The sequence below is a fragment of the Halorussus marinus genome (assembly GCF_004521895.1).
In the GTDB taxonomy this organism is placed as follows: Archaea; Halobacteriota; Halobacteria; order Halobacteriales; family Haladaptataceae; genus Halorussus; species Halorussus marinus.
The window spans coordinates 1-26725 of record NZ_SBIR01000013.1; the positions used below are offsets into that span (position 1 = coordinate 1).

Here is a 26725-nt window from a genome sequence, read left to right on the forward strand (position 1 = left end):
CGGTGAAAGGCGAGCGGGTGTCGACGGGGCGCCGGAAGTTCGGGGTGGTGGCTGGCGACGGGGCCAAGACCGCGATCAACACCAGCCTGAACGCCGGGGTGAAGCTGTCGGCCGGCGCCACCACCGCGCCCGGCGAGACCCTCACTCGCGATCGGTGACCGACGGTTTCGGTCGGTGACCCTACCCGTTGATTTCTTCGGGTTTGACCCAGACGACGAACCCGTCGTCTTGGCGGACGATCCCCTTGACCGAGTCGCTGTCGACGCTCTCGTCGACCGTCTCGTCGTCGAGGCTGACGACCTGATTCACGGCGTCGATGAGCCACCCGACCTCCGAGTCCTCGTCGTCGGTTTCGAGGACGATGATGCGATTGCCGGTCTCGGACTCCTCTAAGTCGAGCACCTTCTTCGGGTTGATGATGGTCGTCGTCGTCCCGCGGAGATCCATCACGCCTTCGACACGAGGATCGGAGTTCGGAAGCGGTGTCAGTTCGTCTTTGTCCACGATCTCGTCGACGTGCGCGATGTCGATGCAGTATTTTCGGTCCTCGAGCCGGAATTCGAGGACTTGCACGTCGCCCACTGTTTGGGACATAGTTGGTGTCATCCGCGGGGGTAACTTATCAGTTCCGACGCCGACACTGCGCCCCCGCTGACTGGTCTGCTACGGTATCTTTTTAACCCCCGCTTAGGAAACCGGAACTGATGGAGGCCGTGGAACTCCTTCGGGTGCTCGGCAACAAGTACAACGCCGAGATACTCAGAGCCACTAACGAGCCCAAGTCGGCCCAGGAGCTGAGCGACGAGCTCGAGATCCCGATCGCGACCAGTTACCGTCGCATCGAGGAGCTCACCGAGGCCGAACTGCTCGAACTGTCCGGCCGGGAGTTCTCGGAGGAGGGCCGCCGAACGAAGGTGTACCGCCGGAATATCGACACGCTCAAGGTCTCGTTCGAGGAGCGACAGATCGACGTCGAGGCCGAGGATCGACCCGACGAGGAGAACTCGCTCGCCGACGTCTGGCGGGACCTCAAAGCGGAATGACCGCCCAACTGACTGCATCGGCTCCGACTCCGGCCTCTCAGCACGATCACCCATGGAAACGATAGAACTGCTGTACGTCGCGTTCAGTGTCACCCTCACGCTCGCCGGGCTCTCGATGGTCGGGCTCTCGGTCCGGGCGTACAACCGGACCTCCCGGCAGGCGATGTTTCACCTCTCGGTCGGGTTCAGCCTGATCGTCGCGGCCGCGATCGGAACCACGGTGAGCGCCTTCCTCACCGACTTCCAGAACACTCGGACGCTCCTGTCGGTCAACTATCTCACCACGACCGTCGGCTACCTGTTCGTCATCTACAGCATCACCGGCGATCGATAGGTAGCGAACCCTAGTATCGTTTCGAGCAGACTATTCGACCACGAACCGACTGTGGTATGCATGTTCTAACGTGTCGCTTCCCGCAGTATCAGCGGTGATAATCGAGACCTTACATTTATTAGTCCGCTTCCTTTCGTTGCGAGTAGAGTCCGAGTCAATGCACATTGGCCTTCGGACAGGACGTGACACAATGAAAGAGAAACTCAAAGAACGGCTGAACGACAGAGGTCAGGTCGGTATCGGTACGCTCATCGTGTTCATCGCGATGGTGCTGGTCGCCGCCATCGCGGCGGGCGTCCTGATCAACACCGCCGGCTTCCTCCAGACGAAGTCCGAACAGACGGGTCAGGAGTCCAGTGCGCAGGTCTCGAACCGCGTGCAGGTCGTGAGCGGTTTCGGTAACGTGACGACCGTGGGTAACAACGAGCGCGTCGACTACGTCAACCTCACCGTGATGCGCGGCTCTGGGTCCGACGACATCAATCTCTCGACCGCTACAATCGAGTGGATCGGCCCGAACGACGCCAAAACCCTGACTTCGGCTGAAAAGAAGAACGCGATTGTGAAACCCGGTGATACGACTGCTGAAAGTCATAGCCCTGGTACGCCGGGAGCCGCTAACTTCACTGTCGATTCAATCAAAGATTCTGACAGTTCTGAACCCGTCCTCAACAGTCAGGACGACCGGTTCAAGATCATCATGAACACGACCGCAATTAGTGCTAGTCGTCTCGGCGAAGGCCAGAACGTCGAACTGAAGCTCACGACGCAGTACGGTGCAGTCACCGTCTACCGCGCAACCGTCCCGCAGTCGCTCTCTCAGGAGAGCGCTGTGAGCGTCTGATTCGGGATCTTCCCGTTTCCGACCGATTACCACCACGTTTTTTCTCGCCCCGCTCGGAGTGATTAGTCGTGACTTCGCTGTTCGAACTGGAGAAAACGGGGGAGACCGACGAGATCGTCTCGCTGCTGAAAAACAGCAACAACGAGGCGGTCCGTCGGCGCGCGGCCGAGATCCTCGGCGACATGGACGGCAACGAGCAGGTCGTCGAGGACGCGCTCGTGAAGGCCGTCGAAGGGGACGACAGCGATGGGGTCCGAGCGGCGGCGATCGACGCGCTCGACCAGCGCCACGCGGTCGAGCGGCTCATCGGCGCACTCTCCGACGAGGAGGTGCCCACCGAGGGCGCCGAGTGGGCGCGGGCCGAAGCGCTCGTGGATCTACTGTCGGCCGACCAGCCCGAACTCCGGATGGCGGCCGCAAACGCGTTGGGGCGGCTGGGTAACCGCGCGGGGACGAAAGCGCTCATCGGGCGACTCGGCGACCCCGACACGCGGGTCCGAGCCCGGGCGGCACGGGCGATCGGACGGATCGGAGACCCACGGGCGGTTTCGGCGCTTCGGAAGGCCCTCGGCGACGAGACCGTCGACGTTCGACGGGAGGCGGCCGACTCGCTCGGGCGCATCGGGACCGAGGAGGCCCTCGACGCGCTGCTCGACCTGCTCGACGACGACAGCGAGACCGTCCGGCGGATCGCCGCCAACTCGCTGGGGAACTTCGGGAGCGCCAAACCGCTCGACGCGCTCGTCTCGCTGCTGTCCGACGACGTCGAGGCGGTCCGCCGGGCGGCGGTGTTCTCGCTCATCGAACTCCTCTCGAACGCCCCCGGCCAGCAGAGCCACCAGCTCCGCCAGCGAATGGTCGAGAAGCTGAGCGCCAACGACCACCGGAGCGTCGTCGAGTCGCTGATCGACATCCTCGAACAGGGGACCCAGGCCCACCAGCGCCGGAACGCGGCGTGGCTCCTCGGGCGCGTCACGGGCGAGGCGAACAGGGAGGCCGCGGTCGAGGCGCTGGTGTCGGTTCTGGGTGACGACGACGGCATGACCGCCCAGTTCGCGGCCACGAGCATCGCGAACGTCGGCGGCGAAGCCGCCGAAGACGCCCTGCTCGACCTGCTCGACGACCCCGAGGCCGGCGCGGACGCCCGGGCGAAGGCGGCGTTCACGCTCGGGAAGGTGGGCGGCGAGCGCTCGCGCGACAGACTCGACAGTTTGATCGACGACACCGACGACGAGCAGGTCCGAAAGCGGGCGTTCTCGGCGCTCTCGAAACTCGGCGGGAGGGCCTGATTCGCTCGCCGTCGCCGGACGAGTCAGCCCGGGATCGATCGACCGACATCGAACGGCTTGACAGGGACGTGATACTCCGTCGAGTCGCGCGGCCGAACGGGGTTATCGCGTGTGAAATTTGCGTAAAGCTTTATATCCATTTGGTGTCTCTTTCCGCCAAAGATGGTCAGGGACAGGCTCGTAAAAATTTTAACAAGATTCAGTCGGGATAGCAATCCCGCCGAGCGACAGCACGACGTCACCTTCGACGGGGGAACGCAGACGTCCGCGGTGTCGGTCTCCGACACCGAGCGTATCGCCCCGGCCGATCTCGCGGACGCCTATCGTGGAACGGAAACCGACGAGGCCCTCCAGCGGTCCCAAGCGACTCACCTCGGCCGAACGGTCGAGGACCCCGGCGGCGTAATCGAAGACGCGACCGAACTGGGGCGGCGCCACGTCGAGGCGGGGGCTCCGGCGGCCGCGTTCGCGGCCACGTACGAGGCGAGCGTCGAGACGCTCGTCGAGGAGGCGTTCGAGCGGCTCGAACACCGACTCGGGGCCGACAACGAAGCGGTCGCCGCCGAGCTCCAGCACGCCGAATCGGAGCTCCGGTCGGCGCTGTCGGCGACGTTCGAGGATATGGAGCGCGGGCTCGAGGCGTACGGCGCGAGGACGGCGAGCGACGCGGGGGCGGCGACTGGTGGGGCCGAGCCAGCCGACGAACTCAACGTCGACGACGACGAACTCCTCGACGGGATCGGCGTTCCGGTGTTCATGCTCGACGTCGAACGCGACGAGGTCGCGGCGTGGAACACGGCGCTCGAGGAGCTGACCGGCCGTTCCGCCGAGGAGGCGCTCGGGATGGAGCAGGTCAGCGAGGCGTTCTACCCCGACGGCCGTCGGGTCAAGACGCTGGCCGACAAGGTCGCGGCGGCGCCGGAGTCGGCCCACACGGAGTTCGACGTCGAACGGGCCGGCGGCGAGCGGACGCTCTATCGCGACGAGGGGACGATGACCGACCGTGACGGCGAGCACCGCGAGATCGAGTTCTCCGCGATGCCGCTGTACGAGGGCGACGAACTCGTCGCGGTGGTCGAAACCGTGCGCGACCGCACCGAGGACGCACGCCGCCAGCGAGGGATCGCCTCGCTGGTCGAGGAGCTCGGCGGGACTCTCTCGGCGATGGAGGCCGGGGAGCTCTCGGCGAGAGCCTCGTTCGAGGACGAGTACGGCGTGGTCGACGACTCGCTGATCGAAGTCGTCGATCAGGTCAACGCGATGGCCGAGCGGTTCGAGACGTCGGCCGAGCACGTCGGGCAGAAAGCCGACGACCTCGCGACCGAGGTCGAGAACGCGGCCGAGGCCGCCCGGGTCATCGACGATCGGGTCGACGAGCAGACCGACCAGCTGTCGGAGGTCGCGACCGAGATGGAGAACTTCTCGGCGAGCATGCAGGAGGTCGCCGCGAGCTCCGATCAGGTGGCGTCGGCGGCCGAGCAGGCGAAGGCCTCGGCGGACAGCGGGCTCGAATCGAGTCAGGGTGCCCGGGAGGCGACCGACGAGGTCATCGAGATGAGCGAGAGCCTCGTCGAGACGGTGACCGAACTCGAATCCCAGATGAACGAGATCGAGGACGTCGTCGAGGTGATCGCGGAGGTCGCCGACCAGACCAACCTCCTCGCGCTCAACGCCAACATCGAGGCCGCCCGCGCGGGCGAGGCCGGTTCGGGATTCGAAGTCGTCGCCGACGAGGTCAAGCAGTTGGCCAACGAGACCCGCGAGCACACCGAGGAGATCGCCGGCCGGATCGAGGAGATCCAGTCGCAGGCCAACGAGACTGTGGTCGCCGTCGAGGAGTCGAACGAGCAGGTCAAGCACGCCGGCAACGAGATCGAAGACGCGCTGGTCGCGCTCGAAGAGATCGCCGACGCGGTCGAGGAGGCCGCCTCCGGCGTGACCGAGGTCGCGGAGGCCAACGACGAGCAGGCGGCCAACGTCGAGCAGGTGATGGCGACGGTCGATTCGGTGCGCGATCAGACCAACGACGTCGAGTCGGCGACCGACGACATCGTCGCGGCGACCGAGGCACAGACAGACGCCATCGAGGAGCTCTCGACCCGCGTGGACGCGATGCGCGATGGCGACTGAGCCCGTTCGGCCACCCGCATGATCGAATCGCGCCACCGGAACCGACGATCCGCGACGAATCGCGGCGCCCCGCCGGCAGGCGAGACGCCGCGAGCCCGGAGATAACGCATGAGCGAAGGCGAGTACAAGATATCCGACACGCAGGGGAAGTTCCTGCAAGTGGTCAAGAAGGGCCGCAAGCTGAACGACCCCGACTGGACCAGCGGCCGCATCCTGCTGTCGAACAAGCGACTGGTGCTGGCCGGCAACGGTGGCAAGCGAACGATTCCCCTCTCGGAGGTCGACGGCCTGAAGGGGCGCTACGACGTGAATCAGGCGGTCGCGAGCGTCTCGGACTACCTGAGCGTGGAGTTCGGCGATAACGTCGTGTTGCTCGGGCCCAACACCGACATCGACGAGTTCGAGACCGACTTCTACGGCGCGCTCCTCAACCAGGAGATGATCCTGACGAAACACCCCGCGGTCGAAGGGGGCGTCGTCCAGGACACCGAGTGGGAGAAAGCCCGCATCAAGATCACCGAAGAGATGGTCAACGTCGCCATCGCGAGCGGGACGTTCGTCGGCATCGAACTCGACGACATCGGCGGCGTCGACCGGGCGGCCCGAACGGTCAAGGGCCAACAGCGGACCGTCCTCGAAGTCGAACACACGCAGGGCGACACCAGCGTCCAGACGTACATCTCGGGCGACACCCGGCGGGCAACCCTCCTGGAGTCGCTCCTCCGGAAGGGCGAGCGAAAGAACGAGGGCGGCGTCGAGCTGAACGAAGTCGAAAAAGAAGTGCTGATGGCGCTGTACTCGGGGGTATCGCCGTTCGAGATCCCGGACTTCCTCGGGATGGACGTCGACGAGGTCGAGAGCATCTTCGAGCGACTCATCGAAGTCGACGTGCTGGAGGAGGTCCGCAAGCGGCGCGAAGTGAGTTTGAAGACTCGCGGGCGCAACATCGCCAGCGAGTCCATCAACGAGAAGTGACCGACGTCGGGGAACGTGCGAACGCGTCTCTCGCGGTGCGGTCTGGTTTTCGGCTCGGAGAACGCCGACTCAGGACTCCGAGTCCGATCGGTCTCTCGACCGGGCTATCTGAGGCCCTGGGCCTCGGCTAACTCCCGGAGCCCATCCTCTAACGAGACGGTCGGCTCGTAGCCGAGCGCCTCGCGGGCCGCCGAGACGTCGGCCTCGCTGTGGCGGATGTCGCCGGGTCTGGGGTCGACGTGTTCGATGTCGGCGTCCGAGCCGGTCACCTCGATCACCGTCTCGGCGAGCTCGTTGACGGTGACGCTGGTGCCGGTCCCGACGTTGAACGGCTCGCCGACGCGGTCGGTGGTCGCCGCCAGCAGGTTCGCCCGGACCACGTCCGAGACGTGGACGAAGTCGCGGGTCTGCTCGCCGTCGCCTTCGACCGTGACCGGACCGCCGTCGCGGGCCTGCCGGAAGAACACGCTCACGACCGCGCTGTACTCGGGGTTCTGGCGCGGCCCGTAGACGTTAAAGTACCGGAGCGGGACGGCTTCGAGCCCGTAGAGGTCCCGGTAGCGCCGGGCGTAGTGGTCGATCGAGAGCTTGTCGATCCCGTACGGCGAGGTCGGCTCTTTCGGATCGCTCTCGGCGACCGGCACCGACTCGGGGTGACCGTAGATCGCGGCCGAGGAGGCGAGCACCACCCGAGCGTCCGTCTGGCGTGCGCGTTCGAGGAGTTCGACCGTGGCGTCGACGTTGATCCGGTGGCTGGCCTGCGGGCGCTCGATCGACTGCTCGACGCTGACCAGCGCGGCCTGATGGAAGACGAGATCGACCCCCGCCATCGCGTCGGCGACGGTCTCGGGGTCCCGGATATCGCCCTCGATCAGTTCGGCGCCCGCGGGGACGTTGTCGGGCGAGCCCCCCGAGAGGTCGTCGAGCACCCGCACCTCGTTGTCGGCGACCAGCGCTTCCGCGAGGTGGCTTCCGACGAACCCCGCGCCGCCGGTTATCAACACCGTTCGGTTCGACACGTCGACGTCCGGGGCTGTGGCCTCGGGCATGGGTCTGACTCCGCGCTCTTACTCCATATAGCCGAGGCCTTTGAGCCGGGACTCCACGTCCTCGAAGTCGGCCTCGACCGCTTGGGCGCTCTCTCGGTCGGCGTAGTCGCGCTCGCTCGGGCGAGTTCGCCCGGCGGCCGCGTCGGCGTCGAAGATCTCCGCGAGCACCCGGCCGTCGGCGTCCGCCGGCACCGGTTCGCCGACGCCGTGGAGCACGGTCGGGGCAACGTCGGCGACCGTGGCGCCGTCGGGGCGCGCGCCGGCCTCGATAGAGGGGCCCCACGCGAAGAAGACGCCCTCGGCCCGGTGGCTGGCGGCCATCCGACTCTCGCGGAACACCTCGTCGGTCAGCGAGTTGCCGACCAGATACCCCGCATCTTCGTCGGCCCGAACCACGAGGTCGGGGCTCTCGGGGTCGGTCTCGAACACGTCGTCGCCGTCGTAGACGTTCAACACCGGCTCGTCGGTCTTGGGATCGGTGAGGCCTTCGAGCCGGGATCGGATCTCGGCTTTGACCGCCGGGATATCGTCGGGCGCGACCACGCCCTCCTCGAAGCGCTCGGTGTCGTTGACGAATAAGTTGCCCGCGCCGTGGGTGAACGCGACCGTCTCGGAGAACTCGACGTCGTAGAGCTCGTGGGTTCCCGGGACTTGAGAGGCGAGCGAGTCGACCAGCGCGTCGGGGAGGTGGTCGTACAGCGCCCGCTCGTCGATGCCGACCGAGGAGATAGCGCCCCTGATCCGGTCTTTGGTGAGCCCGAGGCGTTCGAGCGTGCCCCGGCCAGACCCGCCCTTCCGGGTGAGATACCCCTCGCGTTCGAGGAACGTGTTGGTGTGGACGTAGGTGTCGACCGGCCCGAAGCCGTGGTCCGAGACCACGTAGAGGTTCGCGTCGCGGTCGGCGACGTAGTCGAGGACGTCCCCGAGCGCGTCGTCGAGGTCGCGGTAGTGATCGAGGAGCACCTCCTCGTCCCAGACGAGGTGCTGGAGCCGGTCGGGCGCGGTGAACACGAAGAAAAACAGCCGCCAGTCGTCGGTCTCCATCAGCAGGTCCAACAGCGCCCGGCGGGCTTCGACCAGCTCGTCGAGGTCGGCCCGAAACCCCTCGGTGTCGTCGCGGTACTCCTCCCACGACAGTCCGACGTCGTAGTCGGGGATCCGGTCGGCGATCTCCTCGGCCAGCGCGGGCGGCTGTGTGAACCCCTCGCCGATCTCGGGGGTCATCATCCCGGTGACGACTCGCCCGTCGACGTCGTCGGCGGGGTAGGTCATCGGGACGTTCGCGACCACCGCGGGCGCGAGGAGATCCCAGAGCTCGGGCCGCGAGACATCGTTGCTCGTGTTCATCCGGTTGGTGTAGTCAGACTGGACCTCCCGGAAGGAGTAGACGCCGTGCTTGTCGGCCCACGTCCCGGTGGCGATGGTGGGCCACGCGAGCGCCGTGGTCGGGGGCATCGTGCTCTCGAGCGGTCCGGCCGCGCCCTCCGCGAGGAGGCGGCCGAAGTTCGGTAGCTCGCCGTCGTCGACCCATCCCTCGACGAGCGACCACGGGACGCCGTCGAGGCCGAGCACGAACGCTCGGTTCGGATCAGAGGTTTCCATGGACATAGTTGTGTACTGCGGGCGTCGAACCCGCCGCTCGCCGCAACCGAGGGGCGGGTCGGCCTTTGTTATGGCCCGTCTTCGGGGCCGTACGCGCGTTCTGCGGGGATTTACGCGGGGCGTACCGCCGACCCGACCGTCGGCTCGGGCGGTGTGGCGCTCGGTCGAGTCACGAGAGGATGGCGGTGACCCGTCCGGGATCGACCAGCCCGCCGGCGACCGACAGCCCCGCCCAGACCGCGACTCCGAGGGCGATCGCGGCGACCACCGCGAACGCGCCCGTCGTGGCGGTCAACACGAGCGCCACCGCGACCGACATCGCGGCCGCGACCCCGACGGTCGCCGCGAGGTGGCGGACGAGCCGGCCGACCGACAGCGACAGCTCGCTGTGGATGACCCAGACGTTGACCGCGGTGTAGCCCGCGAACGTCACGACCGTCGCGGCGGCCGCGCCCGCGACGCCGTACGCCGGGATGAGCACGAGGTTGAGCAGGAAGTTCCCGACCGAGGTCAGCCCCTTCGCGTAGGCCCGCGACCGGGCCCGCCCGAGGAAATCGAGCGCGTCGCTGGTGATGAACGCGACCGCCTGGAGGACGACGTACCCAGAGAACACCTGGAGCACGGGCGCCGCTCCGACGTAGCTCTCGCCGAACACCAGCCTGATCGCGGGCTCGGCGACCAGCACGATGCCGGCCGCGGCCGGCACGTAGAACAAAAGCGTGTGTTCGAGGGCGGTCTCGTAGAGTCGGGCCGCCCGGTCGGTGTCGCCGTTGGCCTTCTCCTCGCCGTAGGTCGGCGAGAGCGTAAATCCGAGCGACGCCGCCGGGGTCTGGACGAACCCGACGATCTGTTTGGCGAGGTAGTAGTAGCCGACCGCCACCGGCGTCATGAAGTATCCGACCAGGATGGTGTCGACCCGCTTGTCGAGGACGTTCGCGCCTCGGGTCGCGGTCAGGGGCACGCTGTACCGGAGCATCCGACCGACGAGTCCGGGCTCGGGGTCGGCGGTGGCCTCGACGCCCCGGTAACACTTGGCGTACAGGAGCCCGAGCCCGAGCGCGGCCGCGAGCCCGTACCCCGCGACGTAGCCGGCCATGGCGCCGACCGCGCCGCCGACGAGGACGACCCCCGCGACCGCGAGCACGAGCCGGGCGGCCGCGCCGGTCGCCTGAACGAGCGCGCTGTAGCTCACCCGGTTGTATCCCTGGAAGACGACCTGCGAGAAGGTGAAAAGCGAGTGGACCACGATGTAGCCGGCCCCGAGCGCGAGCAGGGATTCGATCTCGGGCTGGCCGACCAGCGACGCGATGGGGCCGCCGAACGCGAGGAACGCGCCGGCGACGACCCCCGCCGCGGCGAGTCGGAAGACCACCGCGGCCCGGAGGACGTGGGGCGCTTGTCCGGGGTCTTTCTCGCGGTACTCGGTCACGTACTTGGCGGCCGATTTGGCGATGCCGAGGTCGCCGAACAGCTGGGCGACGCCGAGCACCGCGACCGCCGAGCCGAGCAGGCCGTACTGCTCGTTAGAGAGGAGAAACCGAGTCAGAACGAGCGTCAACAGTCCGCTCGCGGCCATGTAGATGACTCGCGCGCCGAACGTCGCCTTGAGCCCGCGGGAGATGCGTTTGAGGTCCATCCTATCGCGTCCCGTTGATCAGGTACGTCTGTGCGTCGGGGTTGGCCCGCACGCGGTCGATCCCCGGCGTGGCGTCGAGCGACCGGAAGCCCGCCGCCGAGAACCGGAGTTCGCGATACACCGCCACGTCCTGTTGGCGCGTCGCGTCGGTGAACGCGAGGTACCGGTCCCCGAGGTTGGCGGCGATGTACGATCCGGTGAAGTTCTCGCCGGTGGCGTTCGTGTTCGCGTAGAGGCTCCCGGCGGTGGGCGCACGCTCTCGGCTCGCCTCGAAGCCGAGCGTGCCGTCCGCGTACCGCTCGCCGGTGCCTCTGATTCCGAAGAACGACGGGTCGCCGGCGTACTCGAACGAGTGTTCGTAGCCGGTCATCTGGGCCTGCGTGACGTGGCCCGACCCCTGATACATGTACGGAGACTGATAGAGCGTCGGGACCGAGAGCGCCAGCATCACGACGAAGACCACGCCGACCGCGGCCCTCGCGGTTCCCGCCGAAAACCGGGTCGAAAGCGTTTCGATGGCCCGGGCGATCGCGAGCGCGCCCAGTATCGTCCCGAGCACCATCACGAACCCGAGCTGGCGGAAGTGGAGCCCGGCGTAGCTCACGAGCAGGAACGCCGCGAAAAGCCCCAGAAGCGGGATCAGTCCGACCCCGAAGTACCGGACGAAAGCGTTGGCGTCGGGGTCTTCGAGCCCGCCCCGGAGCCCGTCGAAGACCAGCAGTGCGGTGAGGGCGGCGAACACGAGACTCACCAGAAAGAGCTTCAGAAAGAGCACCGCGACGCTCCCGCCGATGGCAGACACCGACAGCGCCTGCGCGCCGACGTCGCCGGCTATCTCGGATCCGCTCAGTAGCATCTCGACCAGCGAGGAGGTGGCACCCGACGCTCGGTCGTGGCGGGGCGCCCACAGCAGGAACGCCGCCGCCACGAAGGCGGTCTGGAAGCCCAGAAGCTTGTGGTCGGCGGCCGGCGTCCCGAGCCACCGCGAGAGCAACTGGATTCCGAGCACCGCACCGAACACGACCACCACGTTGGCGGCCTGCTGGGGGTGGACCAGCAGGATCGCGACCGACGCGAGCGCCGCGAGCACGCCCGTCGGGGTCCCGATCGGCAGGCCCCCGCGGTCGGCGCGGGTCACGTACCGGGCAAGCAGATACAGCACCAGCGGCAGGAACATGATGGCCTGAGAGGTCGGATGGGCCATCTCGAAGACGCTGAGGTTGTTTACGGGCAAGAAGAGAAACGACGACAGGGCCGCGACCGCGGTGGCGCGGCGGTCCCGGGTCATCGCCCACGTCGCGAGCGGGACGAAGACCACGAACACCGCGGTGAACGCCACCACCGTCACGAGCAGCGCGCGCGACAGCGCCATCCCGGTCACGTCGCCGATCATCACCGCGATCGTGTGGACCCCGGGGTAGAGAAACTCCAGTACCGAGAGCCGGCCGGCCGCGATGTCTTTCGCCCATCCGAGGTGAGTGAGCGAGTCGCCGGCGCCGTAGAAGTGGTACGACCGGATCACGGGCAGCGAGGCGATCGCGAGCGCGGTGACCCCGCCGAGGACCAGCCCGAGCCGTCGACGCCGGCCCCGTCCGGTCAGCGAGACGAACACCGACGCGACGAGACCGGCGCCCGCACCGACCCAGAACGCCGCCGGGGTCCCGGCGTAGATCGACAGCTCGTACGCCGACGGCGGCGACCGGTGGGCGATGGCCACCGCCGCGGCGAGCGACGCGAAACCGACGAGGAGTGTCACTTTCTCCCGCGTTCGGGAGGCGTGGGTGTCCGAATCCATGGTGAGAGCGGTAGGTACGTCGAACCGTGCCCGTCTCGGGGCTTTGTTATGGGGCGCCTGTAAACCGATAGGCTCCGAAAAGCGGACACGGCAGTGGGGCGAGTTTCCACACCGTGCTAATACTTATCAGTCCTCGACCCTGAGTTACTCATAGAAACCCACTAACGGGGACACAGCGAGCGAATCCAATGACCACCAAGTACGACGGCGAGAACGACCGACGGGAGAACCGCCCCGAGACCGACCGCTACGCCGCGTTCACCGACGGCGAGGGCCGGGTCGTCGTCTACGACACCCGGAACCACGCCGCGTGGCTCGAATCCGACGCCGGCGTCGAGATCGCCGAGATGGCGTAGCCGGCCGCTTCCGGCCGGAAACTGCGCCGGCGAGAAAACGGACGCTCGCGAGCGACTGTCGAGTTCGTTACTGGACCAGCTGATAGGCCCGTTTGGCGACGTCCATCGCCGCGCCCGACGACTCGACCACGTAGTAGGGGACGAGGTCGGCGCCGAACTTCGCCTTGTACCGACAGAGCCGCTCGGTGTTCGCGCCCATCAGGTCGTAGGTGTCGACCGACTCGACCGGCGGGTCCTCGATGATATCCTCGATGAGCCGCCAGTGGATCAGGCTGTTGACCGCGGTTCCCTCGTAGATCGCCTTCGCGCCGCCCTGCCAGAAGTACGCCGCGTCGTTCGAGTAGAGGGCGGTGATCCCCGAGAGGTACTCGCCGTCGGGACCGCGGGCGACGTACGCCCGCGCGCGGTCGTCAAGCGCCTCGAAGAGGCTCCGGACGTACGCCCACGACTGGGTGAACGGCTCGTCTTGCTCGGCGTACCGCCGCCGGGTCGCTCGGAACACGTCCCGAGCGCCCGCCAGCCCCTCGGTGTCGACGCTCACGTCGAGCGCCTCGGCGTCGCGGATCTCCCGCCGGAGGCTCTTCGAGAAGGAGTTGCGGACGGCCTCGGCGTCTCGACCGCTCAGATCGAGGAAGTACGTGAAGTTGGGCTCGACCCGGAGGCTCCCCCACGCGTACGGCCGGGGGTCCGCGTAGTCGGCGTTACAGATCATCCGGAAGAGCGTCAGCCGCGAGTCGACGTCGAGCCGATCGAGCACCGACTCGGCCACCGGCGATTCGACGCCCGCGTCGGCGAGGCGCTCGTCGAGCCCGAGGTCGGTGCCGACCTGCGCGAGCACCTTCTCGGTGAACTCCTGGTTGACTTTCTCCTGCTTGCGCCGCTTCGGGCTGGTGGGCATCATGATCGGGCCGAGCCGCGGGATGCCGAGTCCCGGCGGCGGCGACGTCACGGCGGTCCCGACCGACCGCTCGCGGACGAACGCGGGCAACAGCGCGATGGGCTGTTGGCCCTTGAAGCCGCCGAACAGCTTCATCTCCGCGTCGGTGTGGCGCTCGATCACGGTCAGGGCCTCGGGCAGGTGGAAGACCTCGAAGCCGTCGTTCGGCAGCGCCGACTCCCACTCGGACAGTTCGAGTTGCTCGACTCTCATCCTGTTGGCTCCCGATTAGCGGCGGTTTTCACTTTGTTATCCCCTGCCTGTCCCGGGGTAGGGCCGCCCTGCCCCTCTCCGCGGCCCGCGCGGTCGTCGGCGTTCGCGCCGTTCGGGCGGTCGGACTCGGCGCCGGACGCCGATCCGTCGGGGTGGTCGAGCAGTTCGTAGTACTCGCCCGGCGGGCCGACCCACGCGCCCATTTCGAGGGCGGTCTCGACGAGGCGCCGATAGAGCGACCGGTAGCCGGGGAAGTCCCGCTCGGTGAACAGCCGCGGGTGCCACAGCACCGTCATCACGGCGTCGTTGTCGTCGGCTTCCGCGAGCAGATCCGCACACGCCGCCCACGCCCGGTCGAACTGTTCGCCGGGGTCCGGGAGCGCGGCCTCCATCAGGGTGAGCGGGAACACGACGAACTCGTCGTCGAACGGCCGGAGCGGTTCGTAGCCCCGCTCGAACCCGTACTCGGTGCTCGACCCCGGCGTGGCGTCGTATCGCAGTCCGATCTCGCGGTGGTGGCGCCACGTCTCGGGCCCCCGGTTCAGGTGGTGCTGGCGCCCGCCCGCGACCGACCCCCCCAGCGCCGCCTCCAGCAGCGCCTTCTCGCGCTGGAGCCGGTCGGGGTCGTCGTAGGAGTCGTACGAGCCGTGGAGGCCGACCTCCCAGCCGCCCTCGTCGAGTTCGGCGAGGAGATCTCGCATCTCGGGGACCGTGAAATCGTAGCGTCCGACGTGCTCGATCCAGTAGAAGGGATCGAGCCAGTCGCTCGGCTCGCGTTCGAGCAGGCGTCTCTCCCGGAGGAAGTAAAACGCCGACCGCACCCCGAGCGACGTCTCTAACTCCCTGATCTCCTCGAACTGCCACCACGGGTTGGTTCCGGGGACAAGCGACCGGAGCTGGCCCGGATCTCGGCGCTCGACCGCGTGATAGAGCGCCTGCACCGACTTGTACGGCCGGTCGACGTCGTGGGTCAGCAGGAGGACGAACTCGGCGCCACTGGGCATCGGCGCCGACGTCGGCTCAGACATCGTCTAACCCGTCGACGATGGCCGCCGCGGCGGTGGCGTCGCCGTACGGCTGGGGCTTGTCCGCCGGCGGGTCGGCGCTCGCGAGCGCCCGGCTGATGGCCTCGCCGTCGGCGCCCACGAGGGTGTTCCAGCCCGCGGCGACGGTCTCGCGCCACTCGGTCTCCTCGCGCATCGTCACGCAGGGCGTATCGAGGAAGAACGCCTCCTTCTGGACGCCCCCGGAGTCGGTCGCGACGACGGCCGCCGCGTCCTGCAGGCGCACGAAGTCGAGGTACCCCACCGGATCGGTGAGCGTGAGTCGGTCGCGCGCCTCGTCGTAGAGTCCGTGTTCGCGCATACGGTTTACCGTCCGGGGGTGGGCCGGGAACACCACCTCGCGAGGGTCGGCGGCCAGCGCGTCGAGCACGGCCGCGAGCCGGTCGGGGTCGTCGGTGTTGGCCGCGCGGTGGACCGTCGCAAGCACGTACTCGCCGGGGTCGACTCCGAGATCGTCGAGGACCGTAGAGCGGTCGGTCGCCCGGTCGCGCGCCCACAGCACCGCGTCGTACATCACGTCGCCGGTGTCCCGGACCCCGTCGGTCACGCCCTCGGCGGCGAGGTTCTCGACCGCACGCGCGGAGGGCGCGAACAGCCGGTCTGCGGCGTGGTCGGTCAGGACCCGGTTTATCTCCTCGGGCATCTCGCGGTTGTAGCTCCGGAGCCCGGCCTCGACGTGCGCCAGCGCGGGGTCCATCTTCGCGGCGGCGATCGCCGCCGCGAGCGTGGAGTTGGTGTCGCCGTAGACGAGCACCGCGTCCGGTCGCTCGCTGGCGATCAGGTCTTCGAGCCCGACCAGCATCTCGGCGGTCTGGGCGCCGTGGTCGTCGGACCCGACCCCGAGGTTGGCGTCGGGCTCCGGGATCCCCAGTTCCTCGAAGAACACGTCCGACATCTCCTCGTCGTAGTGCTGGCCGGTATGGACCAGCACCTCCTCGTGGCGCTCGCGAAGTTCGCGCGAGACCGCGGCGGCCTTGATGAACTGCGGTCGGGCCCCGATCACGGTCAGGACCTTCATTCGGCCACCTCCTCGGAGAGCGCCGCGTCGCGTCCGCCCGTCGGGCCGCTCCCGATGGTGTAGACGCGGTGGTCGGTGGCCGCGAGGTCGAGACTCCCGCGACCGTCGACGACGACCAGCGGATCGAACCGCTCCCACTCGATGGCGTCGAACTCCTCGTGGGGAGTCACCATCACGGCGGCGTCGAGATCGGCGCCGTAAAGCTCCGCGCGCGATACCATCTCGGCCTCGAAGGGTTCGGCGTCGTCGAGCATCGGATCGACCGCGAGGACTTCGGCGCCGAGCGCCGAGAGCCGCTCGGCGATGGGGCCGGCCGGGGTCGCCCGGATCTCCTCGACGCCGGGTCGGTAGGTCAGGCCCAGCACCGCGACGGTCGCGTCGTCGGGACTCGTCCCCTCGGCGTCGAGTTCGCGAGCCAGCGTCTCGACGGTGAACGCCGGCATCGCGTCGTTGACCTCGCGGGCGGTCGACAGCAGTCGGGCGTCGGCGTCGACCTCGTTGATCACGAAGTACGGGTAGTAGGGGATGCAGTGGCCCCCGACGCCCGGTCCGGGGTCGTGGATGTCGCAGAACGGCTGGGTGTTGGCGGTCGCGATCGCCTCGTTGACGTCGATCCCGAACTCGTCGGTGAGCGTCGCCAACTCGTTCGCCAGTGCGATGTTCACGTCGCGGTAGAGGCCCTCGAACACCTTCACCGCCTCCGCGGTGGTGGCGTCCGAGACCGCGAGCACCTCGTTGTCCGTGATGTGGTCGTAGACGAGTTCGGCGACTCGGGTGCTCTCGTCGTCGATCCCGCCGACCACCTTGGGGTAGGCGTCCCGGATGTCCCTGAGCGCGCGCCCGCTCGCGGTGCGCTCGGGACAGAACGCGAGCCCGAACGCCTCGTGGCCCGCCGCGTCGGCGAGCAGCGGCCGGAGGAGGTCCTCGCAGGTCCGAGGCGGCACCGTGCACTCGACGACCACGAGGTCGCCGGGGTCGAGGTTCGCGCCGATGTCGCCGGCGACCGACCGCAGGATCGAGAGGTCGGCCTCCTTCTCGTCGGTGATCGGGGTCGGGACGATGACGACGTGGACGGCGGCGCGAGCCGCCGCCTCTCGGGGATCGTCGGTCGCTTCGAGCGCCCCCGCCGCGACGGTCTCGCGGACCAACTCGGGCAGGCCGGGCTCGCGGTCGACGTGACACTCCCCGGCGTCGATCGCCTCGACTACCTCGGGATCGACGTCCGCGCCGACGACGTTGCCGGTCGTCTCGGCGTACACCGCCGCCAGCGGGAGCCCCATCTTCCCGAGGCCGTACACCGCGACCGGGACTTGCCCGGTCCGGAACGCCGCCCGCTGGACGCTCTCGGGCGCCTCGCTCCCGTAGAGGCCGTGGACCTGTAGGCTCACCGCGCGCTCACCTCGGCTTCGGGGGCCTCGCGACCGGCGACCCGGTCGATCCGGCGGGCGACTTCGAGGACCCGGAGGCCGTCCTCGCCGGAGACCACCGGTTCGCGCTCGCCGCGGGCCGCCGCGACGAACGACTCCAGTTCGTTTTTGAGCGGCTCGCCGGTCTCGACGGTCGGGCGCTCGACGATGCTCTCGTGGCGGTAGCGCACGTCGCCGTTGTCCTCGATGTACTCGGGAAGCGAGTGGCGGTGGATCTCGACCGATCGGTCGATGTAGTCGACGTTGACCCGGCAGTCCTCGGCCGTGATCGCGAGCGTCCGGACCCGCTGTTGGGTCACCCGGCTCGCGGTGAACGACGCGAGGGTGCCGTCGTCGAACCGGACGTTCGCGCTGGCGTACTGGTTGGACTTCGCGCCGTTGGCGCTCACGTCCGCGACCTCGGCGTCGAGCATCGCCAGCACCACGTCGATGTCGTGGATCATCAGATCGAGCACCGCGCTCTCGTCGACGGCTCGACCCTCCGGGGGCGGCCCGAGCCGGTGGGCGTCGACCGCGATCACGTCGAGGTCGGCGACGATGTCGGCCAGCGCCCGGACCGCCGGGTTGAACCGCTCGACGTGGCCGACCTGCACGGTCACGCCCGCCGCCTCGGCCCGGTCGAGGAGCGCTCGGCCGGCGTCGAGGTCGTCGACGAACGGCTTTTCGACCAGCACGTCGACGCCGTTGTCGATACACGCCTCGGCGAGTTCGGCGTGGTACGGCGTCGGGACGGCGATCGAGGCGGCGTCGGTGGCGTCTAGCAGTTCGTCGAGCGGCAGGGCACGCGTGCCGTTGTCGGCGGCCACCTCGCGGGCGGCGTCCCGGTCGACGTCGTAGACGCCGACGAGGTTCACGTCGGGGAGTTCGCTGTAGACGCGGGCGTGGTGGCGACCCATGCTGCCGACGCCCAGTACCGCTGTGTCGATCGGAGATGCGTTGTCGTTCATGAATCGGAGTCGTACTCGCGGACCGCTTTGGCGATCGTTCTGACGTCTCGCTCGGAGACGTTCGGATGAACCGGGAGCGAGAGGGCCTGTTCGGCGGTGCGCTCGGCGACGGGGGCGGCGTCGTCGACGTCGTCGTACGCCGGCTGTTCGTGGATCGGCGTCGGGTAGTAGACCCCGGTGGCGATCCCGGCGTCGTCGAGGTGTGCGGCCAGCGCGTCCCGATCGTTCGCCCGGATCGTGTACTGGTGATAGACGTGGCGGCGATCGTCGGGCTCGGTCGGCGTGATCACGTCGGCGTCGGCCAGCGCCTCGTTCAGGGCGGCGGCGTTCGCCCGCCGGGCGTCGTTGTACTCGGGGAGCCGCTCCAGTTGGACCCGGCCGATCGCGGCCGCCATCGAGGTCAGCCGGAAGTTGTGGCCGACCCGGACGTGGTCGTAGCCGCCCTCGGGGGGTCGGCCGTGGTTGACGTAGCTCTCGGCGCGGTCGGCGACGTCGTCGCGGTCGGTCGTGATCATCCCGCCCTCCCCGGTGGTCATGTTCTTGGTCGGGTAAAACGAGAAGCAGGCGGCGTCGCCGAACGATCCCACCTTCCGGCCTCGGAACTGCGCGCCGTGGGCCTGTGCGGCGTCCTCGACCAGCGCCACGTCGTGACGGTCGGCGAGCTCGCCGAGTCGGTCCATCTCGGCCGCCAGCCCGTAGAGGTGGACCGCCAGGATCGCGGCCACGTCGTCCTCGCGCCGGAGCGTCTCCTCGACCGCGGTCGGATCGAGGGTGAAGGTCTCGGGGTCGACGTCGGCGAACCGGGGTTCGGCGCCCGCGAGCCGGATCGCGTTCGCGCTCGCGACGAACGAGAACGGCGAGGTGACGACCACGTCGCCGTCGCCGACGCCGAGCGCTTCGAGGGCGGCGTGGAGCGCGGTCGTGCCGTTGGCGGTCGCGACGCCCCGGTCGGCTCCGCTGAACTCTGCGAACTCGGCCTCGAACTTCCGGACCTGCGGGCCGTCGGCGAGCTGACCGGATTCGAGCACGTCGACCACCTCTGCGATCTCGCGGTCGCCGAGCGCGGGGTCGGCGATCGGAATCTCGCTCATGCGATCCGGTTCCCCCCGGTCAGTTCCGCCGGGAGCGGTCGGTGGTCGGCGGGTGCGCCCACCGCGAGCGTCCCGGGCGGGACGTCTTCGGTCACGACCGCGCCCGCGGCCACGAACGCGCCCTCGCCGACGGTTACGCCGGGCAGGAGGGTGGCGTTCGCGCCGATCGAGACGTGGTCTTCGAGGGTCGGTCCGTCGAGGTCGACGTCCCGGCGGATCGGGTAGGGGTCGTTTGTGAGCACCGCGCGCGGACCGACGAACACCTCGTCGCCGAGGACGGTGTCGGTCGGGACGTAGACTCCGGTCTGGAGGCTGACGTGCGAGCCGATCGCCGTCGTCCCGTCGATCACCGTGTCGGTGCCGACGACCACGTCGTCGCCGATCCGGGTGTCCTCCCGGATCACGGCGTTGTGGCCGGTGGTGAAGTCGTCGCCGATCTCCACGTCCGCGTAGACGATGCTCCCCGACCGGACGGTGGCGCGGTCGCCGACGACCGGGGGATCGGCGTCGGCGGCGTGGCGGTGGCCGAGGATCGCGTCGGGAGCGATCTCACAGTCGTCTCCGAGCCGCGGGACCAGTCGGTCGTCGGTGGCGGGGGCGTCCGACTTAGCCACGGACGGTCACCTCCGGCGCTGTGCGCGTCGAGAATCGAGTCGTTTCGGTCGGTAACGTGATCATAGGGGATCGAGTGGGTGTGCCCGTGCGTCCCGAGCGGGGGAAGGCCGGGCGTTATTCTCCCCATGCCCTGCACGCCTCTTTGTTATACGCCGGCTGGTCCCCCCGAAGGCGACGCCTATCGGGCCTCTCGCGGGCGAATGGGCCCGAACGAGACCCAGCGGTCGACCCCCGGTCGTCGCCGAGTCGAGCGCGCGGATCGACGCGGACTATCCACCCCGTATCGCCGGCGCTGACCGACCGTACCGTCGGATTACCCCCGAACAGCACGCGGGTAACAAAGTGCCAACGCCGCAATATCGGGTGTATGCGGCGGTCTCACCTGCGCACATCTCCCCCGTCCGGTGGCCCAGTAGACGTATCGCCCCCGACGACCGGCCGGCGGCCACTGGACTATGTCTAGAACCGACCAGCTCTCCCAAGACGAGGTGTTCGAAGTGCTGAAAAGCCCCAGACGCCGGTACGCGCTCTACTACCTCCGTCAGGAGGGCGGCGAAACCGAGCTGTCGGATCTCACCGAGCAGGTCGCGGCGTGGGAAAACGAGACCACGCTCGCGGCGCTCACGACCGAACAGCGAAAGCGGGTGTACATCTCGCTGTACCAGACCCACCTCCCGAAGCTCGACGAGGCCGACATCGTCGAGTACGACCGGGACGCGGGCGTGGTCCGACTCGGCGACCGGGCGTCGGATCTCAACCTCTATCTCGGCGAGGTCTCTCGCGAGCAGTTCCCGTGGGACCGGTACTACCTCGGGCTGGTCGCGGTGAGCTCCGCGCTGGTCGCGGCGGTCTGGCTCGACGTCTACCCGTTCGAGTTGCTCTCGGGGCTCGTGGTGGCGACGGTGATCCTCGTGGCGTTCGGCGTCTCGTCGGTCGTCCACTTTCTCAACTACCGGCGGACCGACGAGGTCGGCACCCCGCCCGAACTGAGCCGCGCCGACGGCCAGGAGCACTGAGATGTTCGGGACAAGCGGCGTCCGCGGCACGGTCGGCGACACCGTGACCTGCCGGCTCGCGCTCGACGTGGGCCGGGCGGTCGCCAGCGAGGGGTACGAGACGGTCGTGGTCGGGCGCGACGCCCGCGAGAGCGGCCGGATGCTCGCGGACGCGGCGGCCGCCGGACTCCGGGAGTGTGGCGCCGATGTCGTCCGGGTCGGACGGGCGGCCACGCCCACCGTCGCCCGGAGCGTCGGGTGGCGCGACGCCGACGCCGGGCTCGTGGTCACCGCGAGTCACAACCCCGCGCCCGACAACGGACTGAAGCTGTGGAATCCCTCCGGGCAGGCGTTCGACGAGGCCCAGCGCGAGGCCGTCGCCCGCCGGGTCCGGGAGGGCGACGTCGACCTCGCGCCGTGGGACGGGCTCGGCGAGGTCACGCGGTGGGACGGCGCGACCGACCGCCACGCCGCGGCGCTTGCCGACGCCGCCGAGCCGGGCGACCTCTCGGTGGTTCTCGACGTCGGCAACGGGGTCGGCGGGGTGACCGCCGAGGCGCTCCGGGCGCTTGGACACGACGTCCAGACGCTCGACGCCGACCCCGACGGATCGTTCCCGGCGCGCCCGAGCGAGCCGACCGCCGAGAACTGCCGGACGCTCGCGGACACCGTCGCCGCGACCGGCGCCGACCTCGGGATCGCTCACGACGGCGACGCCGACCGGATGCGCGCGGTCGCCGCCGACGGGGAGTTCGTCGGGGGCGACGTCCTGCTCGCGCTGTTCGCCCGCGAGGCGACCGGCGATCGGTCGGCGGCCGACCGGGTGGCCGTCCCGGTCGATACGAGCCTCGCGGTCGCCGACTCGCTCGACCCGCTCGGGGTCTCGGTCTCGCGTACGCGCGTCGGAGACGTGTACGTCGCCGAGCGGGCGAGCGAGCCCGACGTCGCGTTCGGCGGCGAGCCAAGCGGCGCGTGGATCTGGCCCGACGAGACGCTGTGTCCCGACGGCCCGCTGGCGGCGTGTCGGCTCGCGGGTCTGGTTGCACGCCGCGGATCGCTCGCGTCGCTGGTCGGGGAGATCGAGACGTACCCGCTCTCTCGCGGGAGCGTCGAAACCGATCGCAAGGAGGCGGTGATGGAGGGCGTCCGGGAGCGAGTCTGCGCCCGGTACGCGGAAGTCGACACCAGAGACGGCGTGCGCGCGAGCGCGGAGGGCGGGTGGTTTCTGGTGCGCGCCAGCGGGACCGAGCCCCTCGTTCGCGTGACCGCGGAGGCGAGGCGGGCCGAGCGGGCCGAGGAGCTGTTCGCGGCGGCCCGACGGATCGTCGAGTCGAGCTAGATCCGGTCGACGACGTCGCAGACCGAGCAGGCGTCGGCCACCACGAACGCCTCCTCGCGGAGCTGATCCTCGTCGTCGGGGAGGAACATTAGGTGGCCCCGATCGCCCTTCTGGGCCTGGATGACCTCCCAGTCGTCGAGTTCGTACCCCAGATCCTCGGGGTCCGGATCGCGGGCCACGTCTTCCCAGCGTTCGCGGCCGGCCTGAACGTTACTCGCCATCTCGACCCTCCGGGGAGCAGACGGACCGAGCGTCGCCGGGCGCGAGCGTCCGGGTCGTGTCAGCGGGGACGGGAGACTCGGTGCGGCCCGAACGGGTGGCGGCCACACCTGCCAGCCGGGGGTGTGACCGTTCGTCGGGGCGAGTGCGTTCGGTGCCGGGGTCGCGTGCCGTATCGTCGCGTGCCATGCAGTTCTCAATGGTTGCTTACCACTTCAAAAAGCTTCCGACTTTCGCTCAATGTGAAGTTACTAATTTAAAAGTACTGGCCGTCGGTGGAACAGTCATCCGGAAGGGCCGAAACAGTCTGCAACGGACAGCGCTCGCGCGAGCCGTCTCACGGCGAGCGTGGAGTAACGAGCGGTTTCTCCCGGGCTTGGGACCGATTAGCCGCGAGGGTCGGCGTCGAAGCGATTCGTCGATCAGGAGTTGTTCTCTACCTGCACGTCGGCGGGGCCGTCGATGCTGAAGCCGGTGACCTCGCCCGAGAACCGGTAGCCGTCCTTCCCGCCGACGATGCGACCGGAGATCTCGCCGTCCGAGACCTCGTCGTACGCGTTGACCGACCCGAGGTCGGCGCTCTTGCGGGCCCGCCCCGAGACCTCGAAGGTGTAGGTGGTGACCGCACGCGGTCGGTTCGAGCCGTCGACGATCAGTTTGTTCGGGAGGACCAACTCCTCGACCGACACCTCCTCGCCGCCGTACCGGAGCGTCCAGACGCTCTCGTCGACGTCGATCGCCGTGATCGACCCCTGAACGTAGAAGGAGTCGCCGTACCCGTTGCCCCCGACGCCCGAGACCGTCACGGTCCCGTCGCCGTTGTCGGTGATCGAGTCGGCGACCTCCGCGGAGTTGTCCCCCGAGAGGTTCTTCGAGACGCTCCCCTCGACGGTGAACTCGTAGGTGACGCTCGACGCGTCGTCGGCGCTGATCAGTTCGAACAGCGTTCGGTCCTCGTCGCCGGACTGGTCGGCGTCGGTGGTCGGTTGGGTGGTGCTACCGTCGTCGCCGCCGGACTCGCCCGCGGCCGCGGCCTCGGCGGACATCGGGACGGTCTCGGGCGGGGTGACGTCGGGGTCGCCCGAGACGTTCTCCTCGGTCACGTCGCCCCGGATCGAGCCGTCGACCCGGCAGTTCCGGAGGGTGCCCGCGCCGCCGCGCCCGCCGCCGTAGACGGCGGTCGCGCCGTCGACCTTCACGTCGCAGTTCACGGCCAGCAGGCCGGTCTCCTCTTTGAACCAGATCCCGCGGGGGTTCTTCTGGCCCGACTCGTTGCTCGTGACCGCGCTCTCGCCCTCGACGTGGACGACCGAGTCGCGGATCTCGCTACCCGTGGTGCCGATCCGGATGTTCTCGATGTTGTTGTTCTTCGCGAACGCGCGCTCGACCGTGAACGTCCCGCCGGAGTTGCCGGGGACGCCGGGGTGGCTCAGATACATCCCGTCGGCCGACCAGCCCTGGACGTGGACGTTCCGGATGGTGACGTGGCCGGCGTTGCCGTAGCCCGAAAAGGCGGCGTGGCCACACCGGTCGGCCGCGCCGTCGCCCATGTAGACGTTCTCGACGAGACCCTCGCCGCCCTCGTCGGCCCGGCAGTAGATACAGCCGAACGTGTCCGACCGGTCGTTGTTCCGGCCCCGGACGCCGATGTTCCGGACGGTCCAACCGTCGCCGTTGGTCATGATCTTGAAGTGAGCGCCGTCGGCGCTGATGTCGATCAGCTTGTTCTCGAAGGTCTCGCCCGACCCGACGTCGAACACTCGCCGCTCGCCCGCGGGGATCTCGATCGTCTCGTAGTCGGCCGCGTCGGCGGTACTGCTTGACGCACCGACTGCCGCGACCGACGCCGCCGCCGCACCCGCCATCTTGAGGTACGACCGCCGGTCGAGCAGGGACGTTTCGGACTCCGTCTCGCGTGCCGCATCATCGCGTGCCATGTGTATCTCAATGGGAAGTTACCTATTCAAAAGTGTACCGATTTCAATTCAAGACCAGCTTACCAATTTAAATGTAGTGGCCGTTTACGGAACGGTCCGGGAGAGAAATCGAAACACTCCGTTGAATAACGAGTGAGGGGCCGTAATGGAAGCATAACCGCCGAACGATCCGACAGGTCAGGTTTGTCGGGGGACAGACGGCCCATAACAAAGGACGGACGGGCGGTGGATCCGATACATGGCTGATCGCCCGCAGACGAACTTGGAGACCCTGCTCGTCGGGGTCGACGCGGGGTGTCGTCGGGTCCTCGACCCGCTGTTCGAGACCGACGCGGTGCCGCGGCTGGAGTCGATATTCGACGAGGGGACCGCGGGGGGACTGCGCTCGCAGATCCCGCCGTGGACCCCGAGCGCGTGGCCGTCGCTGTACACCGGCGTCAACCCCGGCAAGCACGGCGTGTTCGGGTTTCTGACGTTCGACGGCTACGACTGGGACGTGGTGAACGCGACCCACGTCCGCGAGCGGACCCTCTGGGAGGTCTTAGACCGCAACGACCGCACCAGCGTGGTCGTGAACGCGCCCGTGACACACCCGCCCCGCGAGATCGACGGCGCGATCGTCCCCGGATACACCGCGCCCGAGGAGCCGGACTGTCACCCCGCCGGACTCCTCGCCGACCTCCGGGCGGAAATGGGCGATTACCGAGTGTACGCGCCCCGGGACGTGTCGGGCGACGAGCAGATCGAGTGGTACCGCCGACTCACCGAGATGCGCGGGGAGGCGTTTCGGTACCTCGCCGATCGGTTCGACCCGTCGTTCGGGTTCGTCCAGTTCCAGCAGACCGACACCGTCTTCCACGAGCGGCCGGGCGACGACGAGGCCGTCCGGGCGGTCTACGAGGCGGTCGACGAGCAGGTCGGCGCGATCCTCGACCAGTGCGATCCGGACACCGTCGTGGTAGCGAGCGACCACGGCATGGGCGAGTACCGCGGGAGCGAGTTCCGAGTCAACGAGTTCCTCCGCGAGCAGGGGCTCGTCGAGACCACCGCCGACGGCGAGGGGATGCCGACGTGGTCGACCATCGCGTCGAACCAGCTCCGGGAAGGCAAAGAGAGCAGGGATGCCGCCGACAGTCTCTCCCCGCTCGGGCGGGCGCTCGCCGCGGGTGCGGCGGTCGGCATCACCAGCCAGCGCATCCGCGCCGGACTCGACGCGGTGGGGCTCGCCGACTTCGTCGCCGAGCGCGTCCCGAACGACGTGGCGCGGGCGGCCGCCGAACGGGTCGACTTCGCCGAGTCGGTCGCGTACATGCGCGACCGGATCGAACTCGGCGTCCGGGTGAACCTGCGGGGCCGCGAACCCGACGGCGTCGTCGCGCCCGGCGATTACGAGCGAGTGCGCGAGGACCTGATCGCGATGCTGTCGGCGGTCGAGACCCCCGACGGCCGGCCGGCGTTCGAGCGGGTCGCGCGCCGCGAGGAGGTGTTCTCCGGGCCGTACGTCGAGGCGGCGCCCGACGTGGTGACGGTCCCGCGGGAGTTCGACGAGTTCCTCTCGACGCGGGTGGGTGACGGCCAGTTCGGACCGCCCTCCGAACCGTACAACCACAAGCGCGAAGGGGTGATCGCGATGGCGGGGGCGGGCGTCGACGCGGACGCCGACCTCTCGGGCGCACACCTCTTCGACGTGGCGCCGACGGTGCTGGCGACGCTGGGAATCCCCGCCGGCGACAGGATGGACGGGTCCGCGCTCCCGGCGGTCGAGCCGGTCGGCACCCGGGCGTATCCGGCGTTCGACCCGGACGCGCAGGTGGCAACGGACGACGGCGACGTCGAAGCGCGACTCGCGGATCTGGGGTACATCGAATAA

Annotated in this window: 24 protein-coding genes and 1 pseudogene; 11 read left to right on the forward strand and 14 right to left on the reverse strand. The window is 68.7% G+C overall.

The window, feature by feature from the left end; genetic code table 11:
• Positions 1-158: pseudogene (locus EPL04_RS19245) on the forward strand (bifunctional sugar-1-phosphate nucleotidylyltransferase/acetyltransferase); the annotation flags it as partial.
• A 22-nt stretch (positions 159-180) separates the two neighbouring features.
• On the opposite strand, the gene EPL04_RS15480 reads toward EPL04_RS19245, so the two are convergent.
• Positions 181-594 carry a chemotaxis protein CheW gene (locus EPL04_RS15480; RefSeq protein ID WP_134672096.1) on the reverse strand — a complete coding sequence of 138 codons (414 nt, stop codon included), beginning with the start codon at positions 592-594 and terminating at the stop codon, positions 181-183.
• Positions 595-704: 110 nt separating this feature from the next.
• Between EPL04_RS15480 and EPL04_RS15485 the strand changes: the two genes are divergently transcribed.
• The 6 genes from EPL04_RS15485 (at position 705) to EPL04_RS15510 (ending at position 6615) form a co-directional block, all read left to right on the forward strand.
• Entirely contained in the window at positions 705-1043 is a 339-nt protein-coding gene (locus EPL04_RS15485; protein WP_167599494.1) for a helix-turn-helix domain-containing protein, read from the forward strand.
• A gap of 52 nt (positions 1044-1095) precedes the next feature.
• Positions 1096-1377: a DUF7521 family protein gene (locus tag EPL04_RS15490; protein WP_134672097.1), complete on the forward strand. Its 282-nt coding sequence runs from the start codon at positions 1096-1098 to the stop codon at positions 1375-1377.
• Positions 1378-1567: 190 nt separating this feature from the next.
• A complete protein-coding gene (locus EPL04_RS15495; protein WP_134672098.1) occupies positions 1568-2221 on the forward strand; it encodes an archaellin/type IV pilin N-terminal domain-containing protein in 654 nt (217 codons plus the stop codon).
• Between the two features lie 68 nt (positions 2222-2289).
• Complete coding sequence (locus EPL04_RS15500) at positions 2290-3510, forward strand: HEAT repeat domain-containing protein (protein ID WP_134672099.1); 1221 nt, start codon at positions 2290-2292, stop codon at positions 3508-3510.
• A gap of 270 nt (positions 3511-3780) precedes the next feature.
• Positions 3781-5640: a methyl-accepting chemotaxis protein gene (locus EPL04_RS15505; RefSeq protein WP_245154594.1), complete on the forward strand. Its 1860-nt coding sequence runs from the start codon at positions 3781-3783 to the stop codon at positions 5638-5640.
• A 108-nt stretch (positions 5641-5748) separates the two neighbouring features.
• Entirely contained in the window at positions 5749-6615 is an 867-nt protein-coding gene (locus tag EPL04_RS15510; RefSeq protein ID WP_134672101.1) for a CheF family chemotaxis protein, read from the forward strand.
• 104 nt (positions 6616-6719) lie between these two features.
• Here the strand turns inward: EPL04_RS15510 and EPL04_RS15515 are convergent, their stop codons facing one another.
• From EPL04_RS15515 to EPL04_RS15530, 4 genes are all read right to left on the reverse strand, one after another.
• Positions 6720-7664 (reverse strand): NAD-dependent epimerase/dehydratase family protein, encoded by a 945-nt coding sequence (locus tag EPL04_RS15515; protein WP_134672102.1) that lies wholly within the window; start codon positions 7662-7664, stop codon positions 6720-6722.
• An 18-nt stretch (positions 7665-7682) separates the two neighbouring features.
• On the reverse strand, positions 7683-9272 hold the full coding sequence (locus EPL04_RS15520; protein ID WP_134672103.1) for an alkaline phosphatase family protein: 1590 nt from the start codon (positions 9270-9272) through the stop codon (positions 7683-7685).
• Positions 9273-9435: 163 nt separating this feature from the next.
• A complete protein-coding gene (locus tag EPL04_RS15525) occupies positions 9436-10902 on the reverse strand; it encodes an oligosaccharide flippase family protein (protein ID WP_134672104.1) in 1467 nt (488 codons plus the stop codon).
• A gap of 1 nt (position 10903) precedes the next feature.
• Entirely contained in the window at positions 10904-12697 is a 1794-nt protein-coding gene (locus tag EPL04_RS15530; RefSeq protein ID WP_134672105.1) for a hypothetical protein, read from the reverse strand.
• A gap of 188 nt (positions 12698-12885) precedes the next feature.
• On the opposite strand from EPL04_RS15530, the gene EPL04_RS18865 reads away from it, so the two are divergent.
• Positions 12886-13053 (forward strand): DUF7331 family protein, encoded by a 168-nt coding sequence (locus tag EPL04_RS18865; protein WP_167599495.1) that lies wholly within the window; start codon positions 12886-12888, stop codon positions 13051-13053.
• Positions 13054-13120: 67 nt separating this feature from the next.
• On the opposite strand, the gene EPL04_RS15535 is transcribed toward EPL04_RS18865, so the two are convergent.
• The 7 genes from EPL04_RS15535 to EPL04_RS15565 are packed head-to-tail and all read right to left on the reverse strand — an operon-like array spanning position 13121 to position 20364.
• The gene (locus EPL04_RS15535; RefSeq protein WP_134672106.1) at positions 13121-14203 is read right to left on the reverse strand and encodes a GNAT family N-acetyltransferase; all 1083 of its coding nucleotides are present in this window, start codon (positions 14201-14203) and stop codon (positions 13121-13123) included.
• The gene (locus EPL04_RS15540; RefSeq protein ID WP_245154595.1) at positions 14200-15207 is read right to left on the reverse strand and encodes a polysaccharide deacetylase family protein; all 1008 of its coding nucleotides are present in this window, start codon (positions 15205-15207) and stop codon (positions 14200-14202) included. Before EPL04_RS15540 ends, EPL04_RS15535 begins: the two co-directional genes overlap by 4 nt.
• A gap of 16 nt (positions 15208-15223) precedes the next feature.
• Entirely contained in the window at positions 15224-16285 is a 1062-nt protein-coding gene (gene wecB / locus EPL04_RS15545; protein ID WP_134672107.1) for a non-hydrolyzing UDP-N-acetylglucosamine 2-epimerase, read from the reverse strand.
• A complete protein-coding gene (locus EPL04_RS15550) occupies positions 16282-17673 on the reverse strand; it encodes a nucleotide sugar dehydrogenase (RefSeq protein ID WP_134672108.1) in 1392 nt (463 codons plus the stop codon). The genes wecB and EPL04_RS15550 overlap by 4 nt, the downstream gene beginning before the upstream one ends.
• Positions 17670-18659, reverse strand: coding sequence for a Gfo/Idh/MocA family protein (locus tag EPL04_RS15555; protein ID WP_134672109.1), 990 nt, complete (start codon positions 18657-18659; stop codon positions 17670-17672). Before EPL04_RS15555 ends, EPL04_RS15550 begins: the two co-directional genes overlap by 4 nt.
• A complete protein-coding gene (locus EPL04_RS15560; protein ID WP_134672110.1) occupies positions 18656-19750 on the reverse strand; it encodes a DegT/DnrJ/EryC1/StrS family aminotransferase in 1095 nt (364 codons plus the stop codon). The genes EPL04_RS15555 and EPL04_RS15560 overlap by 4 nt, the downstream gene beginning before the upstream one ends.
• On the reverse strand, positions 19747-20364 hold the full coding sequence (locus EPL04_RS15565; protein WP_394345879.1) for an acyltransferase: 618 nt from the start codon (positions 20362-20364) through the stop codon (positions 19747-19749). The genes EPL04_RS15560 and EPL04_RS15565 overlap by 4 nt, the downstream gene beginning before the upstream one ends.
• 456 nt (positions 20365-20820) lie before the next feature.
• Between EPL04_RS15565 and EPL04_RS15570 the strand changes: the two genes are divergently transcribed.
• Together EPL04_RS15570 and glmM are read left to right on the forward strand one after the other, a co-directional pair.
• Positions 20821-21381 carry a DUF7344 domain-containing protein gene (locus tag EPL04_RS15570; RefSeq protein ID WP_134672111.1) on the forward strand — a complete coding sequence of 187 codons (561 nt, stop codon included), beginning with the start codon at positions 20821-20823 and terminating at the stop codon, positions 21379-21381.
• Position 21382: 1 nt separating this feature from the next.
• The gene (glmM, locus tag EPL04_RS15575; RefSeq protein WP_134672112.1) at positions 21383-22699 is read left to right on the forward strand and encodes a phosphoglucosamine mutase; all 1317 of its coding nucleotides are present in this window, start codon (positions 21383-21385) and stop codon (positions 22697-22699) included.
• On the opposite strand, the gene EPL04_RS15580 is transcribed toward glmM, so the two are convergent.
• Both EPL04_RS15580 and EPL04_RS15585 read right to left on the reverse strand, forming a co-directional pair.
• Positions 22696-22920, reverse strand: a complete 225-nt coding sequence (locus tag EPL04_RS15580; protein WP_134672113.1) for a hypothetical protein — start codon at positions 22918-22920, stop codon at positions 22696-22698. The genes glmM and EPL04_RS15580 overlap by 4 nt on opposite strands.
• Positions 22921-23340: 420 nt before the next feature.
• Positions 23341-24855 carry a hypothetical protein gene (locus EPL04_RS15585; protein WP_134672114.1) on the reverse strand — a complete coding sequence of 505 codons (1515 nt, stop codon included), beginning with the start codon at positions 24853-24855 and terminating at the stop codon, positions 23341-23343.
• A 238-nt stretch (positions 24856-25093) separates the two neighbouring features.
• Here EPL04_RS15585 and EPL04_RS15590 point away from each other — a divergent pair, with 238 nt between their 5' ends.
• Complete coding sequence (locus tag EPL04_RS15590) at positions 25094-26725, forward strand: alkaline phosphatase family protein (protein WP_167599496.1); 1632 nt, start codon at positions 25094-25096, stop codon at positions 26723-26725.